We start from the raw sequence: 15,077 nt of genomic DNA, 5'->3' as shown, positions 1-15,077 counted from the left end.
GCCCGCCGCCCGGGATGTTCAAGGAACCGGGTCGTAGCCCGACCCGCCCCAAGGGTGACAGCGCAATAGCCGCTTCATTCCCAGCCAGCTACCCCTAATCGCACCATATTTCCCTATCGCTTCGATGGCATAGGCCGAACAGGTCGGACTGTACCGGCAAGTGGGGGGCAGAATCCGCGACGGACCCCATTGCCAGCAGCGAACCAGAAAGATGAAAACCGCCTTCAGCATCACTTGCCGACTTTCCGGGCAAGATGGGCCAAGCCTTTGACAAGATCGGATTTCATGTCGGCAAACTGCGGTTCACCTGCCTGTTTGCGCCCGATCATGATATGGTCGGCGCCGGCCAGTCCATGTTCCGGCAGCGTTTCTGCCATGAGTGCACGGAAGCAGCGCTTCATCCGGTTGCGGGTCACGGCATTGCCGATTTTTTTGGTCACCGTGATCCCGAAGCGCTTCAGGTCGGGATGGACGGGATGGGATTCCGGTCGCGGGTGGCACAGCAGGACGAATCCGGGCGCGACGAATCGCTTGCCGCGATTGGCGGCGAGAAAATCCGATCTTTTGCGAATCACCTCGATTGTCGTTCCGGTCGTCCGGGAACGGATATCTCGGCTTTCAATATTGTCCGGGGTCGGCGGCACGCCGGACGCGCCGTCAGCGGATTTGTTCGGCTCAGGCAGAAAGCTTCTTGCGGCCACGCGCGCGGCGGGCGGCCAGCACTTTGCGGCCTCCAACGGTGGCTTTGCGGGCACGGAAACCATGGCGCCGTTTGCGGACCAGTCGGCTCGGTTGAAAAGTGCGCTTCATCGCGATTGTCCTGTCACTCGAATTTCGATAAAAAAGGCCGCCAGTTGCCTGCGGCCGTGTTCTGGAGAGTGCGGATAAGAGCGCAGGCGCAGAAAGTCAAGCGTCAGCGGCTATGTTTCTCGCTGTTCTGATCCGGTTTTGACCTTGCCGAAGACCGGCAACTCGAAATCATCGGGCAATTCCTTGTGGCGCGGCCGCCGCATCGCCCAGTCCGTCCATTTCCCATATTGCGGAAACCGGCGTTTGAAGTCGACATAGCGCTTTTTGGCCCAGCGCGAGTTTTGCAGGACGAGGGCCAACCCGATCGGGAACAGGATGACAAAGCCGGGCCCCGGTATGGCGCCGACAATCGGCGATATCAGAATCAGGAAGAACCCGAGAATCGAAAGCACGAAACGGTAGCCGGACGTATATCGCCACCGCTTCTTCTCCAGCCGGTATTCTGCCTCTGTTTTCATACGTCCAATGTGGTGCATCGCGGGTCCGGCCGCAAGCACCTCCCTCAATCATTCCATGTGTCGCGACCATTATGAGCGGCCAAAATGGATATCAGGTGAACGAAAAGCTATTTTGTGACAAAGGCTTGCCGGTGTCAGTGCAAAAGCTGGTACCGGGCGAGATCGCTGCTGGTCAGTTTGAGCTGTTCTGCAAATGGCACGCTGTTGGTCAGATCGTAAAAGGCGCGGGCCTTGTCGCGCGGAACGCCCATTTCGGCATAATAGTCGAGATATTCGGCGTGCACCGGATCATTGGCGGGGTATTCGCTCGCTTCCACGCCGTCCTCGTCAATCCAGCTGTGAACCACAAATTCCGCGCCGGGATCGGCAGTATGGCGGATCCCCGACAGAAAAAGTTCAACCGCACCGGAACGTACCGAACCGTGCGCGGGAACATGTGTATTGATACCGGCCTGGCGGATTTGCCGGGCCAGCCGGAGATTTGCGTCTTCGTCGATCGATCCGCTGCAATCAATCATCTCGATTTGCCGGATCCCGGGATATTGCCGCATCATTGCCGCAAACTGGCCGGGTGAATCGCTGTCCACGGTCCCGCGCATGTGTACAAGATAGGGCGAGATGACTTCAAACGGGCCAAACTGGTCAAGAGCGGGTGAATCCGGAGCAGTCCCCGATCCCGGTTCGACCAGATCATAGGAAATTGTTTCGACAATTTCCTGCACGACGTAGGAATCGCTCTCCGCTGCGGCGGGTTTGTGCGGCATGATCAGCGCGAACGCGGCGAACAGGATGATCCATAGCAGGCCGCCAAAGCCGCTATTCTGATCGGTTTCGTTCTGCTGATCCCGTTCCATGAGACCTCTCTAGGCTTGCTGCCGTTGCCAAAGCGTAGAAACGGATGGTTGAGATCCTCTTAACGTATTAGCGGGGAGATCGGCGGAACTGGCGAAAATCTGCCGGTATTGACCCTTCCGGCCAAGAAGCTGTTCCGCCTCGACTCCCCCTCCTTGCCTCGTCAAAGGTCTGTTCAAGCGAAACGGGCGGCGGGGAGGTGCAAACGGACATGGTAGCGCTGGTATCAACCGTGGCCTATCTTGGCCTCGAAGCCCGCCCGGTCGAAGTTCAGTGCCAGCTGGCACCGGGCGTTCCGGCATTCAACGTGGTGGGCCTCCCTGACAAGGCGGTTGCGGAAAGCCGGGAACGCGTCCGGGCGGCGATTTCCGCGCTGGGTCTGTCCCTGCCGCCCAAGCGGATCACGATCAACCTGTCACCGGCCGATCTGCCCAAGGAAGGCTCCCATTATGACCTGCCGATCGCTTTGGCGCTGCTTGGGGCGATGGCGGTCATCGATGCCGAAACCCTGGCGGGATATGTGGTCGTCGGGGAATTGTCGCTGGACGGGCGGCTCGCGGCGACCCCCGGTGTCCTGCTCGCGGCATTGCACGCCTCGGAGGAAAAGCGCGGCCTTGTCTGTCCGGCCAGCCAGGGACCGGAAGCGGCCTGGGCCGGGGAGATCGAAATACTGGCCCCGCCTGACCTGCTGACCCTGCTCAACCATTTCAAGGGACAATCGGTCTTGTCACCACCCGAAACCGGCGAGGCGCCGGATCCGGAATATGGCACCGACCTCAGCAACGTGAAGGGGCAGGAGACAGCAAAGCGGGCGCTCGAGATCGCCGCAGCCGGGGGACATAACCTGCTGATGAGTGGTCCGCCGGGATCGGGCAAGTCGCTTTTGGCTTCCTGTCTTCCGGGCATATTGCCGCCCCTGTCGGCGAGTGAAGCCCTGCAGGTTTCGATGGTGGCCAGCGTCGCCGGCACACTGGATGGCGGGCAGATGAGCCGCAGCCGGCCGTTTCGGTCTCCCCATCATTCGGCCTCGATGGCCTCCCTGGCCGGCGGCGGTCTGAAAGTCCGCCCCGGGGAAATCAGCCTGGCCCATCTGGGCGTATTGTTTCTGGACGAGCTGCCGGAATTTCAGCGACCGGTTCTGGATTCCCTGCGTCAGCCGCTGGAGACCGGAGAGATCAGCATTGCCCGGGCGAATGCCCATGTCACTTTCCCGGCCCGGTTCCAGCTGGTTGCGGCGATGAACCCCTGTCGCTGCGGCCATTTGGGAGATGCCAGCCTCGCCTGTTCCCGCGCGCCGCGATGCGCCGCCGATTATCAGGCCAGGATTTCCGGTCCGCTGCTCGACCGCATCGACCTGCATGTCGAAGTGGCGGCATTGTCTGCATCCGATCTCACCGTGCCGCCACCGGCGGAAGGATCAGAGCGGGTGGCAGAGAGAGTTCGGCGGGCGCGCCAGGTCCAGCGGGAACGGAACGCAAAAGACGATGGCGCCATCAATTGCCTGCTGGAGGGGGAGCAACTGAAAGCCTTTGCCACGCCCGACGCGCCGGGAGAACGCCTGTTGACCGACGCAGCCGAAATGATGCGGCTGTCGGCGCGGGGATATACGAGAATCCTGCGAGTGGCGCGCACCATAGCGGATCTCGCCGGCGCGCCGGATATTGGAAGGATCCATATTGCCGAAGCGCTCAGTTACCGGCGGCAGATGCCCCGAAACTAGTCAATCGGTATGCAGGTGGCCCCGAAATCAGGCAGCCTTGTCGCCCTCGGTCAGTTCCAGAGGCGGCGACTTGCTGGCGACATCGACGGTCGATTTCGCCAGATTGGGAGACCGGCTGCTCTTGTGCTTGAACTTGCCGTCGACATGACCGCCTTGCTCTATGGTGACATTTTCATAGGTCACGTCGCCGCCAATGCGGGCGCTCGCGAGGATCATCAGGTCGCCGGCATCAATTGATCCTTCAACTGCGCCCGACAGGCTGGCATTCTGCGCCGTAATGGCACCCTGGATCTTGCTTGACGGGCCCTGGACGAGCGACAGGCACTTGATGTCGCCAATCACTTCCCCGTCGATATGAAGATCGACTTTTGCGTCAATATTGCCGGTGATGGTGATGCCGTCACCGATAATCGAAAAACTCGGACCGCCGGTTGAATTGTTTCTAGCCACGGGTGCTTCCTTCTTCTTCGGAGCGCTGCTCTGAGGCATTGGCGCGTTGTCTTGCGACGGCTTGGACTTTGAGAACATCTGTATTCGCCTCCAAAAATGGCCGGGGGTTGATGGCTTTTCCATTCAGACGCACCTCGAAATGCAAGTGCGTGCCGGTCGACCGTCCGGTACTTCCCATTGCCCCCAGTTTGTTTCCTTGCGCGACTGTCTCACCGGTGCGGACACCGATTCGCGAAAGATGAGCATAGCGGGTCATCAGCCCATTTCCATGGGTAATTTCCACGGTCTTGCCATAGCCCGACTTCCAGCCTGCATGCGTTACCTTGCCGCGGGCGGCGGCGAGGATGGGCTCTCCATGCGGTCCCTTGAAATCAATACCGTTATGCATGGCGCCCCGACCGGTAAATGGATCACGCCGATAGCCATAACCGCTCGACATCATCGAGATGTCTGCCGGCATGGCAGACGGAATGGTGAGCAATGTGCTTTCCAGTTGCTCCATCCGCGCCAGAGCGATATTCAGCCGCTCGAGCGTGGGATGCAGATTGTCATCATCGCTGCTGAAAAACGGGATGAACGGGCCGCCCATTGCGCCGCTGAGGTTCTTCGCCAGCACATCCGGGTTGAGACCGAATTTGCGGATCGCCGCTTCCGCATCAGCGGTGCGTTTCTGAGCCGCCCGGGTCAGGCGATGGGCAAAGGCAATCTGACGGGCTTCCAGCCGGGCCAGTGCCGCAGCGGCGGGAAAGGCGGCGCTGATTTTTTGCGCATTTTCGGAGAGCTTCTCGTCTTCCGCCGCATTCAGTTCCTCGCCGGTAAACTGCTCCGTCATTTGTTCCAGAACGGTTTGTCGCTCCTTGAGCTCCGCGGCCACGCCGTCAATCGATTCGCGATAATCCGCAATCCGGTTCTCTGCGCTGTTCACGGCAGCTTCTTTCTCTGCGAGCGAGACCTGATCGCGGAAGACTGATATCTGATTGACCGTCATCGCGAGCGTAATAATCAGCCACAGGCCAAGAACCAGCGCAACGCCAGCCGCGATACGCTTTTGCAGTTTTGCCGTGATGGTAAGAAACCGGACCTGTCCGTGCGATCGCATGAAAAATTCGCGATCGGTAAACATGTGATCCAGACGCGCGAACACACGCGATTTGAGGTTACTGTCTTGCATGACCCGCCGTTATATTTTTATCCCCACCAGCCCGCTAGCAGAGCCAATCGGGGCGGGCGAATCCCGGATGAAGGACTCGTGACGAGTCGAACGAGTCATGCGGTGAGTTGCTGAATTAATGTAAAATTAACCGACATATTCGCTTTTTCGCGAGTCGTTCCGGGAGTTTTGGTGCTTCCGAAAAGGGACTTTATGACGTCGACCGCAAGATTGTGGCTTAAACAGAACGGGACGTCATGCTAGCAGGCCCCGAATGACGGATCATGCAAAACTGATAACCGATATGGGCCACAGGGCACGTGCTGCTTTTGCGCAGGTTTCCCAGATGTCCGATGCCCGGAAGGCGGAAGCATTGCGCGCAGCAGCCACCGCCTTGCGGGACAGGCGTCAGTCCATCCTCGACGCCAATGCGGCCGACATGTCGGCGGGCCGGGAGCGCGAGCTGAGCAGTGCCATGCTCGACCGGCTGATGATCGATGAGGACCGGCTGGAAGCCGTTGCCCGGGCCGTCGAGAATATTGCGGATCTGCCGGACCCGGTGGGGCAGGTGATCGATCGTAATACGCAGCCCAATGGCCTGGTGATGGAGCGGGTGAGAGTGCCCCTGGGCGTGATTGGTATCATTTATGAAAGCCGTCCCAATGTCACAGCCGACGCGGCGGCACTGGGTCTGCGTTCTGGCAATGCCGTGATTTTGCGCGGCGGATCAGAAGCGATTGAAAGCAACCGGGCCATTCATGACGCCATGCAGGATGGCGTCATGGCAGCAGGCCTGCCCGGTGACGCCATCCAGCTCGTCCAGACGACGGACCGGGCGGCTGTCGGCGCCATGCTCACTGCCAGCGGGCTGGTGGACATCATCATCCCGCGCGGCGGAAAATCGCTGGTGGCAAGAGTACAGGAAGAAGCGCGCGTGCCGGTTCTCGCGCATCTCGACGGGATCTGTCACACCTATATCGGCAAGCATGCGGATCAGGACAAGGCGATCGCCATCGCGGTCAATGCCAAGATGCGCCGGACCGGCATCTGCGGCGCGATGGAAACCCTGCTGATTGACCAGGACTATCCGGCACCTGGCCCGCTGATACGGGCGCTGATCGACGCCGGCTGCGAGATTCGCGGCGATGATGCGGTGATGGAGCTGGATCCCCGGACGGTCGCGGCCAGCGATGCCGACTGGGATACGGAATATCTCGAAACGGTGCTGTCTGTCCGAATGGTAGAAGGGGTAGAAGACGCCTTGCAGCATATCGCCTCCCATGGTTCTCACCATACCGATGCCGTGGTGACGGAAGACGAAGCGGTCGCCGACCGGTTCATTCGCGGAGCAGACAGCGCGATTGTCATGCACAATGCATCGACCCAGTTTGCGGACGGTGGGGAATTTGGTCTGGGTGCGGAAATCGGCATTTCGACCGGCCGCTTGCACGCCCGCGGACCCGTCGCTCTCGAAGGCCTCACCACCTACAAGTGGGTGGTGCGCGGAACCGGGCAAATCAGACCATGACACAAGTGACCACCTTGTGGCGCCCTGTCGGACCGGAAGAGTTGAAACTGATCGAAGTGGCGGAAATGGAAGCGTTCCCGCCACGGCTTCCGGAGCAACCGATTTTCTATCCGGTGACAACCGAGTCCTATGCTGTGAAGATTGCCCGTGATTGGAACGTGCCGGCCTCCGGAAGTGGATATGTCACTGAATTTGAAGTCGATACCACCTTCCTCTCCAGGTACGATATACAGGAAGCCGGAGGCCGGGAGCATTTGGAATATTGGATTCCCGCCGAGGATCTGGACGATTTCAACAGGAATATCGTCGGGAAAATCCGGATTGTCAGAACATTTCCGGAATGAAAACCACCGGACTTCTCGGCGGATCGTTCAACCCGGCCCATGGCGCACATCGCTCGATCAGCCTGTTTGCGATGCAGGAGCTGGCGCTCGACGAATTGTGGTGGCTGGTTTCTCCGGGAAATCCGCTGAAAGAAGGCGCGCGGGATATGGCGCCACTTCATGCCCGTCTGGCATCGGCGCAGGCCATGGCCCGCCGGACCACCATTCAACCAACCGCGATTGAGCAGGTTCTGGGCACCCGATACACCCATGATACCTTGCGTGCGCTGGTCCGGCGCTATCCGAAAAGGCAATTTGTGTGGATCATGGGAGCGGACAATCTGGCCCAGTTTCACCGCTGGAAAGACTGGCGAAAAATCGCCCGTCTTTTGCCGATTGCAGTTATTTCGCGTCCCGGCTATGATGATGATGCCTTTGCGGCACCCGCAATGGCCTGGCTCCGGCGTTCCGTCCGGCCCGCGAGCCGGCGTTTGAACTGGACAAACTGGAGTACGCCAGCGCTGACATTTTTGCGCTATCGTCCCGACCCCCGCTCGGCCACCGCGATCCGGATGGCCCGACCCCATTGGCACCAGGAATATGCGGATCGCTGCGTGCGCGACGCCGTCACGCGCCGCCTGGTCTGCCCCAAAGACTGACAGGAGATGTTTTGACCAAATCGAAAAGCAAAGCGCTGACACCCGCTTCCTCCAAAGAGGGGAAAGCCGAATCTCGTGCGCTCTATGACCTGATCATGCAATCGCTGGACGATGATCAGGCGCAGGACATCGTGTCCATCCCGCTCGAAGGCAAGAGCAATATCGCGGACCATATGGTGATCGCTGAAGGACGGTCGACCCGTCAGGTAGCCGCCATTGCCCAGAAACTCGCCGAACGCGTCAAGCAGGCGGGCGGGGAAGCGCGGATCGAAGGTCTAGCCAATGCAGACTGGGTCCTGATCGACACCGGTGATGTCGTCGTCCACCTGTTCCGGCCGGAAGTCCGCAGCTTTTACAATCTCGAGCGGATGTGGGCGGTCGGTGAAGACGCCGAACCCGAGGCTGCCGAAGCCTGAGCCCGGTCGCACGTGAGACTGCATATCGTCGCGCGCGGAAAAATCGGCCGCTCTCCGGAGCAGGAGCTGGTGGACCGCTATGCCAAGCGCATTGCGTGGGATGTGCGGATCAGTGAATTGCCCGAATCCGGGGGCAAGACCCCCAAAATGGAAGGGCAGACACGGATCATCGCCATGGACGAGACCGGTCAGAACTGGACTTCCCGGAAATTTGCAGAAATCCTTGGCAACTGGCGCGATGACGGTGTGCGCGAGGCGCGTTTTCTGATTGGTGCCGCCGATGGATTGACTCGTGAGGACGTGACGAGCGCGGACCATCTGTTTTCGTTCGGCAAGGCGACCTGGCCGCATCTGCTTGCCCGGGCCATGCTGGCGGAACAGCTGTTTCGCGCCACGTCGATCCTGGCCGGCCATCCTTATCACCGGGAGGGATGAATGGATGTGAAGCGGCTCTTCCTGCTGTTGCCCGTCGCCGCTGCAGGCGGCCTGTTTGCGGTCGCGATCCCCGCCCAGAATAGTGCGCCGGCCCTGTCCGAGCAGCAGCGCGCGCTGGTTTCGGCCCGGGAACAGGCCGAACAGGCGCGCCAGCGCAGCGAGGCATTGCGGCGTCAGGCCCAGACAGCAACCAGCGACGCGGATCGCCTCAATCGCGAGGCCGCGGCGCTGGCGGCCCGTATCCAGGCGGCTGAGTCGGATATTCGTGCGGCCCGGGTGCGGATCGATATTGTCGGCCGGTTGCAGGAGTTCCAGCGGGCCAGGCTCGCGCGCAAGCAACAGCCGACTGTGCGCCTGACCGCGGCCTTGCAAATGATGACACGCAAGCCGACCGCTCTGACACTGGTTGAACCGCGGTCGCTGGACGAGCTGATCTACATGCGATCGATCATGTCTGCCGTGCTGCCGGAAATTGAACGGCGCACCGCCAGCCTGCGGCAGGAAGTGGCACAGGGCGAAAAGCTTCGGGCGCAGGCGGCGCGGGCCGCCCGGTCGCTGTCGGATAGCCAGGAACGTCTGGCTGAACGCCGCCGCCAGCTGGCGGTGCTGGAGGCCAGTGGCCGGGTCGAGGCACTGCAATTTGCCGATGATGCGGGATTTGAGCAGGATCGCGCGCTTGCGCTGGGCGAGGAAGCCCGGGATATTCTCGATCTGATGGACCAGATCCGGGAAAGTGGTGAAGTGCGCGAAGCTCTGGCTGCCCTCGACGGCCCGCTTCTGCGGCCTTCCCAGGGCGCGGATGATACAGGCGCTGTGGCTGGCAACAGCGCAACGGAAGAGAGGACGGTGACGGATGCCTATCGCTTGCCGGTGATCGGGGATATCGTGACCGGACTGGGCGAAATTTCCGAGAGTGGATATCGTTCAAGGGGACTGACCATCGCCGTGCAGCCCGATGCCCAGATCGTGGCGCCAGCGGCAGGGCGAGTGGCCTATTCCGGCCTCTATCGCGGCTATGGGAATATTCTCATCATTGAACATGAAGGCGGCTGGACGAGCCTGATTACCAATATGGCTCGGACATCAGTGGATGTCGGTGACACGGTTGTGCAGGGCGCACCGGTCGGCCGGTCGGGCAGCGAGGATCCGAATGTTACCGTGGAATTGCGGCGCAATGGCCGACCGATCGATATTGCCGCGCTGATTGGCTGAAATTGCGGCTTTTGCTGCTGTTTGTCGATAATCCTCGTCATTGTTGGTTAAGGTGCTTGGCATTAGACCGAGTCCCGGCCTATATTTAATTTTCCATTAGACAAACAGGACTGTCCAGATGAAGAAGCCCATCGTTCAAGCAACTGCACTGGTTTTGACCGTCGCCCTGCTGCCTGCTGCCACATCCGCCATTTCGGCCGTGGATGCGAGCACCTATCGCGAGATGGAGCAGTTTATGAGCGTGTTTGACCGTGTCCGGACGGACTATGTCGACCAGGTCGACGACTCGGTGCTGATCAAGGGCGCGATCAACGGCATGCTGAGCAGCCTCGACCCGCACAGCAGTTTCCTGGATGCGCGGGACTTTGACAATCTGCGAACACAGACAGACGGCAATTACGGTGGTCTCGGCCTTTCGGTGACGATGGAAGACGGTGCTGTGAAAGTCATTGCCCCGTTCAAGGACACTCCGGCAGATGGTGCCGGCGTCAAGGCGGGCGATTATATTACCCATATTGACGGCGAATTGATCTACGGCGGCACGCTTGATGAAGCGGTGGAAGAAATGCGCGGCAAGCCGGGTACGCCGATCAGTCTGACCATCGTGCGCCCCGGTCGCGACAAGCCTTTTGACGTTTCCATGAAGCGCGCGATCATTGACCTGAAACCGGTTACCTGGGAAGTCAAAGACGATATCGGTGTGATCAGCCTGAACAGCTTCTCTGCTGATGTGGGCGCGGACGTCAAGGCGGCGATCGGCAGCATCGACAAGTCGCTTGGCAAGAAGCCGCTGGGCTATGTCCTCGACATGCGGTCCAATCCCGGTGGCCTGCTCGACGAAGCTGTAGCGGTTTCCGATGTATTCCTGTCGCGCGGCGAGATTGTGTCGCAGCGCGGTCGCAGCAAATCCGACATTGAGCGCTATTTCGCCAAAACCGGTGATGCGGCGCAAGGCCTGCCGGTCATCGTCCTGATCGACGCCGGTTCGGCTTCCGCCTCGGAGATTGTTGCCGGTGCCTTGCAGGACCATCATCGCGGTCTGGTCATGGGCGAGCGCAGCTTCGGCAAGGGGTCGGTGCAGACTCTCCTGCCGCTGTCCAATACGTCGGCCCTGCGCCTGACCACTGCTCGCTATTACACGCCGTCGGGCAAGTCGGTGCAGGAGGGTGGCATCGAGCCCGATATCATTGTCCCGCAGCTTTCCGATCCGGATTACAAGACCCGGCCGCGTTTCCGCGAAGCGGATCTGCGCCGGCATCTGATCAACGAGGTCAAACTGGACGATGCGGTGCTGGAAGAAGATACCGCTGATGATCCGCGCTTTGTTCAGACGACGGAAGAGCTGAAAGAACAGGGCATTGACGACTTCCAGCTGCACTATGCCCTGGAAACCATCGGACGCCTCGGACCGAAAGGCATGCAGACAGCGCTCAACCGCGCGGCCGTGAAGAAGCCGGGCAAGGCCGCTGTCGTCAGAAAATAGGACATAATAATGGGTTCAGAGCGCATGGCCGGATGGCTGGCCTTTCTTGTTCCGGCCGGACTTCTGGGTGGCGCCCTGGTGAGCCAGTATGGCTTTGGCCTGTATCCCTGTGAAATGTGCATCTGGCAGAGATGGCCGCATCTGGCTGCGATCCTTCTGGCTGTCCCGGCGCTGTTCCGACCCGGAAAAAGCGGATCCGGCCTGCTCGTTGCTGCAGCGGCCCTGGCGATTTTCGTCAGCGGCGCGATTGGTGCCTTTCATGCCGGTGTCGAATATGGCTGGTGGGAAGGTCTGACATCCTGTGCCACCACCGGAGCCGTCAGCCTCGACTCGATCCTGGACGCACCGCTGGTGCGCTGCGACGTTGCTCCCTGGTCGCTCTTGGGCATTTCGCTGGCCGGATATAATTTCCTCTTGTCAGCTGGCGGCGCGATCCTCATCTTGGTTCTGATGGCAAAAGGCCGGAAGGGCGCATGATGAGTGACATTCGAAATGACCGCGAACCGGGCGCAAATATCGGGAGGTCTGCGGCCGATATTGCTTCGATGATTCGCGTCAATCAGGCCGGAGAATATGGCGCGAAGCAGATTTATCGCGGACAGCTGGCAGTGATGGGCGATGATGCACCGGACAGCAGCGCGATCCGCCACATGGCCGATCAGGAACAGCGGCATCTCGACGCTTTCGACCGGATGATTGTGGAACGCAACGTGCGGCCCACCCTGCTGCAACCATTATGGAAAGTCGCAGGCTATGCCCTGGGTGCCGGAACCGCGGCGCTGGGCCCTCGGGCTGCCATGGCCTGTACGGCTGCGGTAGAGACGGAGATTGACCGTCATTATCAGGAACAGCTGGAACAGCTTGAATCGGAGAATGAACCCGAACTGGCCGGGATGATCGCCGATTTCCGGGCCGAGGAGCTGGAGCACAAGGAAACGGCCATCGCCTCGGGAGCCGAGGAAACGCCGGGCTATCCCGTTCTGAGCGCGGCCATCCGGCTGGGTTGCCGGGTTGCCATAGGTGTGGCGAAACGGATATAGACGTTCCGGACCTGCTGGCGCTTCAGCGCGGGTTCATTCCGGTTTCTGCAAGGAGGATCCCATGAAAAAGACAGCCAGTTTTGCCGCATGTGCAATGATTTTGACCGGATTCCATGCCGTGCCCGCCTTGTCGCAAGATGCCGCCGGCGACCGGGTCAACCAGCTGATTGTCTATGGCGATGACCCCTGCCCGCCAAGTACCGAGGGCGAAATTGTTGTCTGTGCCCGCAAGGACGAGGGCGAGCGGTACCGTATTCCCGAAACGCTGCGAGACAATCCGAGAGACCGGCAGAACGAAGCCTGGACGCAGCGTGTGAAATCCTATGAATATGTCGGCGCATCGGGCACCAACAGCTGTTCGCCAACCGGACTCGGCGGTGCCACCGGATGTACACAGCAGCTGCTGCGCGCTGCCTATGCCGAAAAGGCACAGGACGATACCGTCAACTGGGGCCAGCTGATCGAGGAAGAACGGCAGAAGCGCCTGTCCCGGATCGATGAGGAAGCGGAAGCCGTGGAAGAACGTCTGCGCGAAATCGAAGCCCAGCGCGAGGCAAGAGAAGCCGCAGCGGCTGCTGCCCGTGAACGTCTCGAAGCAAAGGACGCGGAAGAACTCGGCGCACGCAATCCGGACAATGACCTCGCCGTTCCGCCGGCAGCGGAAGAAGTGCCACCGGCAGAACCTGTCATCGACGAAAACTGATTCGCGTTAGCTGTCGCTTTCCCGTGCGATCCAGCGATTGACCTGCGCCTCCAATATGTCCAGGGGCACGGCGCCCTGACCGAGAACCACGTCATGAAATTCGCGCAGATCGAACCGGTCGCCCAGTTCCGTCGTCGCCTTCTGCCGTAGCTCCCGGATTTTCAGTTCACCCATTTTGTAGGCGAGCGCCTGTCCCGGCCAGCTGATATAGCGATTGACTTCGGCTTCGATATTGGCCGGGCTGAGCGCTGTATTGTCCGTCATGTAATCAATGGCTTGCTGCTTGGTCCAGCCTTTCGCATGCAGTCCGGTGTCAACTACCAGCCGGCAGGCGCGCCACATTTCGTAGGACAGCCGGCCCATGTCCTTGGCCGGTGTGTCATAGAGATTCATTTCAATGCCCAGGCGTTCCGAGTAAAGCCCCCATCCCTCGACAAAGGCCGTGAAAAAGGCGCCATATTTGCGGAAATCCGGCATGTCGAGTTCCTGCTGCAGCGCGATTTGCATATGATGCCCCGGTACCGCCTCATGGACACTCAATGCCGGAATTTCCCAAAAGGGGCGCTGGTCCAGCTTGGACGTGTTGACATAATAAAAGCCGGCAATGCCGACGTCTGGAGAGCCGGGATTATAATAGGCCGTGGTGGTACCCTCTGCGGTTTCGGCCGGGATTTCCTTCAGACCATAGGGCAGCCGGGCCAGCTTGCCGATAATCTCCGGCATCTTGCCGTCGATGATTTTGGTAATCCGCGCGACTTTCTCCATCAGTTCTTCCGGCGTCTTCGCATAGTATTGCGGATCGGTGCGGAGATGCTCGATAAAGGCTTCCCGGCTGTCATAACCGGCGGATTTGGCGACTTCGACCATTTCCGACCGGATTCTGGCGACTTCGGACAGGCCGATATTGTGGATTTCATCCGCGGTCTTGTCGGTCGTCGTCATCTGGCGGATGCGGAAGGCATAATAGGCATCGCCGCCCGGCTGGGCCGACACGCCAGGGTCTTTTGCGCAATTGGGCACATAGCGGGATTCATACCAGTTCAGATGCTCCTCCAGTTCCGGCCGGATCACGGTGGAAATCACTGTTTCTGCTTCTCCGGCCAGCCGCTCGAATGTCGCGCGGTCCATCATGTCGGGTTTGGGGCGCTTGAACGGCTGATAGAATCGGCTGTCCTCAGGCTCATCGGTGATCAAACCGGAAATGCTGGTTTCATAGCCGACCATAGAGACGCAGGGCAGGACATAGCCGCCGGCAATGGCCTGGTTGGCAACGGCGATGGATTGCCGGTTGATCTCAGGATATTGCTTCAGCCGCGCGATATAGGATTTATAGTCGCCCTCGGTCCGGAACGGCAGATTGTTCTGCATGCTGGCAAAGCTTTGATGCCAGCCACTGCGATTGGTGAAATTGATTGTCCGCTGGCCATAGCTGTTGGCTTCAACCGATTCGGCCAGGCTGCGATAGAGAACGCCGAAATTGGTCTTGTCATTTTCCGACAGGGCGTCCTGATCGATCGCATCCAGCTCTTTGAGCCAGCCCTTTGCCGTCTCCACCCTTTTATCTGCCGCCTCGAGACTGACATCGCTGACTTGATCCGCATATTCATCCACGCCGAGCGACGAAGCCAAGACCGGAGACTGTTCCAGACTATAAGCCCAATAGGCATCAATGATCCGGTGCAGCTCCTGCGATTTTTGCGCTGTCCCTTCCTGCGCCAGGGCCGGGGTCTGAAACGCGACCAGGCTGGCGAGGGTCAAAAGGCTGTTCCGCAATGTGGTTTTCGGCATCATGTTCTCCAGATTTCAGCCTGCATACTGGGGAATATTCAACGCGCGAA

The 15,077-nt window shown here is 59.9% G+C and carries 19 protein-coding genes; 11 read left to right on the top strand and 8 right to left on the bottom strand.

Annotation, left to right across the window (positions count from 1 at the left end; genetic code table 11):
- Positions 1-18: 18 nt before the first annotated feature.
- From yidD to BUQ90_RS02375, 5 genes are all read right to left on the bottom strand, one after another.
- Positions 19-231, bottom strand: coding sequence for a membrane protein insertion efficiency factor YidD (yidD, locus tag BUQ90_RS02395; protein WP_074203544.1), 213 nt, complete (start codon positions 229-231; stop codon positions 19-21).
- Positions 231-701, bottom strand: a complete 471-nt coding sequence (gene rnpA, locus BUQ90_RS17510) for a ribonuclease P protein component (protein ID WP_204244785.1) — start codon at positions 699-701, stop codon at positions 231-233. The genes yidD and rnpA overlap by 1 nt, the downstream gene beginning before the upstream one ends.
- Positions 676-810, bottom strand: coding sequence for a 50S ribosomal protein L34 (gene rpmH, locus BUQ90_RS02385; RefSeq protein WP_074203543.1), 135 nt, complete (start codon positions 808-810; stop codon positions 676-678). Before rpmH ends, rnpA begins: the two co-directional genes overlap by 26 nt.
- A gap of 110 nt (positions 811-920) precedes the next feature.
- Positions 921-1,268, bottom strand: coding sequence for a hypothetical protein (locus BUQ90_RS17755; RefSeq protein ID WP_074203542.1), 348 nt, complete (start codon positions 1,266-1,268; stop codon positions 921-923).
- Positions 1,269-1,402: 134 nt separating this feature from the next.
- Positions 1,403-2,122 (bottom strand): hypothetical protein, encoded by a 720-nt coding sequence (locus BUQ90_RS02375; RefSeq protein ID WP_074203541.1) that lies wholly within the window; start codon positions 2,120-2,122, stop codon positions 1,403-1,405.
- A gap of 209 nt (positions 2,123-2,331) precedes the next feature.
- Here BUQ90_RS02375 and BUQ90_RS02370 point away from each other — a divergent pair, with 209 nt between their 5' ends.
- The gene (locus BUQ90_RS02370) at positions 2,332-3,840 is read left to right on the top strand and encodes a YifB family Mg chelatase-like AAA ATPase (RefSeq protein ID WP_074203540.1); all 1,509 of its coding nucleotides are present in this window, start codon (positions 2,332-2,334) and stop codon (positions 3,838-3,840) included.
- Positions 3,841-3,867: 27 nt separating this feature from the next.
- Here BUQ90_RS02370 and BUQ90_RS02365 read toward each other — a convergent pair whose 3' ends face one another.
- A complete protein-coding gene (locus tag BUQ90_RS02365; RefSeq protein WP_239447332.1) occupies positions 3,868-4,290 on the bottom strand; it encodes a bactofilin family protein in 423 nt (140 codons plus the stop codon).
- Positions 4,283-5,461 (bottom strand): M23 family metallopeptidase, encoded by a 1,179-nt coding sequence (locus BUQ90_RS02360; protein WP_074203538.1) that lies wholly within the window; start codon positions 5,459-5,461, stop codon positions 4,283-4,285. Before BUQ90_RS02360 ends, BUQ90_RS02365 begins: the two co-directional genes overlap by 8 nt.
- Before the next feature lie 253 nt (positions 5,462-5,714).
- On the opposite strand from BUQ90_RS02360, the gene BUQ90_RS02355 reads away from it, so the two are divergent.
- The 10 genes from BUQ90_RS02355 (at position 5,715) to BUQ90_RS02310 (ending at position 13,239) form a co-directional block, all read left to right on the top strand.
- Complete coding sequence (locus BUQ90_RS02355; RefSeq protein ID WP_074203537.1) at positions 5,715-6,968, top strand: glutamate-5-semialdehyde dehydrogenase; 1,254 nt, start codon at positions 5,715-5,717, stop codon at positions 6,966-6,968.
- Positions 6,965-7,312, top strand: a complete 348-nt coding sequence (locus tag BUQ90_RS02350) for an ADP-ribosylation/crystallin J1 (protein ID WP_074203536.1) — start codon at positions 6,965-6,967, stop codon at positions 7,310-7,312. The genes BUQ90_RS02355 and BUQ90_RS02350 overlap by 4 nt, the downstream gene beginning before the upstream one ends.
- Entirely contained in the window at positions 7,309-7,950 is a 642-nt protein-coding gene (locus tag BUQ90_RS02345) for a nicotinate-nucleotide adenylyltransferase (protein WP_074203535.1), read from the top strand. The genes BUQ90_RS02350 and BUQ90_RS02345 overlap by 4 nt, the downstream gene beginning before the upstream one ends.
- A gap of 95 nt (positions 7,951-8,045) precedes the next feature.
- Complete coding sequence (gene rsfS / locus BUQ90_RS02340; RefSeq protein WP_084192610.1) at positions 8,046-8,366, top strand: ribosome silencing factor; 321 nt, start codon at positions 8,046-8,048, stop codon at positions 8,364-8,366.
- 12 nt (positions 8,367-8,378) lie between these two features.
- Positions 8,379-8,801, top strand: a complete 423-nt coding sequence (locus BUQ90_RS02335; protein ID WP_074203534.1) for a 23S rRNA (pseudouridine(1915)-N(3))-methyltransferase RlmH — start codon at positions 8,379-8,381, stop codon at positions 8,799-8,801.
- Complete coding sequence (locus tag BUQ90_RS02330; protein ID WP_074203533.1) at positions 8,802-10,013, top strand: murein hydrolase activator EnvC family protein; 1,212 nt, start codon at positions 8,802-8,804, stop codon at positions 10,011-10,013.
- Positions 10,014-10,131: 118 nt separating this feature from the next.
- On the top strand, positions 10,132-11,496 hold the full coding sequence (locus tag BUQ90_RS02325) for a S41 family peptidase (RefSeq protein WP_074203532.1): 1,365 nt from the start codon (positions 10,132-10,134) through the stop codon (positions 11,494-11,496).
- Positions 11,497-11,505: 9 nt separating this feature from the next.
- A complete protein-coding gene (locus BUQ90_RS02320; RefSeq protein WP_074203531.1) occupies positions 11,506-11,973 on the top strand; it encodes a disulfide bond formation protein B in 468 nt (155 codons plus the stop codon).
- On the top strand, positions 11,970-12,536 hold the full coding sequence (locus BUQ90_RS02315) for a demethoxyubiquinone hydroxylase family protein (protein WP_338044500.1): 567 nt from the start codon (positions 11,970-11,972) through the stop codon (positions 12,534-12,536). The genes BUQ90_RS02320 and BUQ90_RS02315 overlap by 4 nt, the downstream gene beginning before the upstream one ends.
- A gap of 61 nt (positions 12,537-12,597) precedes the next feature.
- Positions 12,598-13,239 (top strand): hypothetical protein, encoded by a 642-nt coding sequence (locus tag BUQ90_RS02310; protein ID WP_074203529.1) that lies wholly within the window; start codon positions 12,598-12,600, stop codon positions 13,237-13,239.
- A gap of 6 nt (positions 13,240-13,245) precedes the next feature.
- On the opposite strand, the gene BUQ90_RS02305 is transcribed toward BUQ90_RS02310, so the two are convergent.
- Positions 13,246-15,027, bottom strand: coding sequence for a DUF885 domain-containing protein (locus BUQ90_RS02305; protein WP_074203528.1), 1,782 nt, complete (start codon positions 15,025-15,027; stop codon positions 13,246-13,248).
- Positions 15,028-15,077: the final 50 nt, after the last annotated feature.

It is taken from the genome of Parasphingorhabdus marina DSM 22363 (genome assembly GCF_900128895.1).
Taxonomy (GTDB): domain Bacteria; phylum Pseudomonadota; class Alphaproteobacteria; order Sphingomonadales; family Sphingomonadaceae; genus Parasphingorhabdus; species Parasphingorhabdus marina.
Note: the sequence above shows the minus strand (reverse complement) of the source record. Positions and strands in the feature narration are given on the sequence as shown.